This is a genomic window from Neochlamydia sp. EPS4 (assembly GCF_000813665.1).
In the GTDB taxonomy this organism is placed as follows: Bacteria; Chlamydiota; Chlamydiia; order Chlamydiales; family Parachlamydiaceae; genus Neochlamydia.
Map to the genome: position 1 here is coordinate 1 of NZ_JSDQ01000020.1, position 1,334 is coordinate 1,334.

3 protein-coding genes are annotated in these 1,334 nt (G+C 43.3%); all 3 read left to right on the plus strand.

What is annotated here, in order from left to right:
* The coding region (locus DB42_RS01495) for a leucine-rich repeat domain-containing protein (RefSeq protein ID WP_202965057.1) at window positions 1-674 on the plus strand (674 nt) is incomplete at its 5' end.
* Window positions 661-864, plus strand: a complete 204-nt coding sequence (locus DB42_RS11780) for a leucine-rich repeat domain-containing protein (protein WP_368665334.1) — start codon at window positions 661-663, stop codon at window positions 862-864. The genes DB42_RS01495 and DB42_RS11780, both read left to right, overlap by 14 nt.
* A gap of 234 nt (window positions 865-1,098) precedes the next feature.
* Window positions 1,099-1,334, plus strand: a 236-nt coding sequence (locus tag DB42_RS01500; RefSeq protein WP_044881424.1) for an F-box protein, incomplete at its 3' end; no start/stop codon positions are given.

A 1,334-nucleotide genomic window follows, 5' to 3' on the forward strand; every position in this document is an offset into this window, starting at 1 on the left:
TCACCGCTCTGCCTAGAGAAATCGGGGAGATGTCTCAGGTGCAAACGCTTTACTTATATCAAAACCAGCTCACCAGCCTTCCTACAGAAACAGGTAAATTGTCACAGTTGGCACGGCTTAACTTAAATCAAAATCAGCTCACCGCTCTGCCTATAGAAATAGGCCAATTGTCTCAGTTGCAATCGCTTCATTTAAGCCAAAACCAGCTCACCAGTCTTCCTGCAGAAATCGGGCAGCTGTCTGAGCTGACACACCTTTACTTAAATCAAAACCAGCTCACCGCTCTGCCTGCAGAAATCGGGCAGCTGCCTAAGCTGCGAGGGCTTTACTTAAATCAAAACCAGCTCACCAGCCTGCCTGCAGAAATAGGGCAATTGTCTCAGCTGCGAGGGCTTGAATTAGATCAAAACCAGCTCACCAGCCTTCCTACAGAAATTGGGCAGCTGTCTGGGCTGACACATCTTTACTTAAATCAAAATCAGCTCACCGCTCTTCCTGTAGAAATCGGGCAGCTGTCTCAGTTGCAAGAGCTTTACTTAAATCAAAACCAGCTCACCAGTCTGCCTACAGAAATCGGGCAATTGTCTCAGCTGCAATGGCTTTTTCTTAAATCAAAACCAGCTCACCAGCCTGCCTGCAGAAATATGCCAGTTATCTCAGCTGCTAAATCTTGATTTAAGCCACAACCAGCTCACCGCTCTGCCTGTAGAAATCGGGCAGCTGCCTAAGCTGCAAAACCTTTACTTAAGCCAAAACCAGCTCGCCAGTCTGCCTGTAGAAGCGGTAGAAGAATTAAAACACCACATCAAAAAGAGCCGTTTTTCTCAAATAAGGCAAAGAAAAGAATCAATCTTATTCTTTTAGCCAAACCAAGATTGCCGCGTCACTTAATCCCCAAAACCCGTGGCTGCTCCTGAATGCTTGGAAGGTTTCCTTCCTTTCCTTGAATCTATCTGAAAAAAGAAGTAGTTGTAACTCATCTGTGAGTTGTTTTTCCTTGATAAGGATACGAATTGTTTTGACTTGCTTTTTTAATTTTTATACATTGTCTTTAAAAAATAAAAATACTGAAAAGTTATCACTATCCAAGGAAATAAAATGCATCCTATCTCCTCGACATCTATTGAAAGCTTGCCCAATGAATTGCTGCTCCCTATCTTAGAGGCTTGCGTAGTTCCTTCCTTATTTAGCGTCTGTAAAAGATGGCATCATCTGCTGGCTTCTGAAGTAATGCCTTCTCTTTATAAAAAAATAGCCCAGCTTCATTTCCCCAGGAAGAATACCACCACCCAGCGAACTCTTATGTTAGCTAAAGTTTATCAACTCAATCCTGC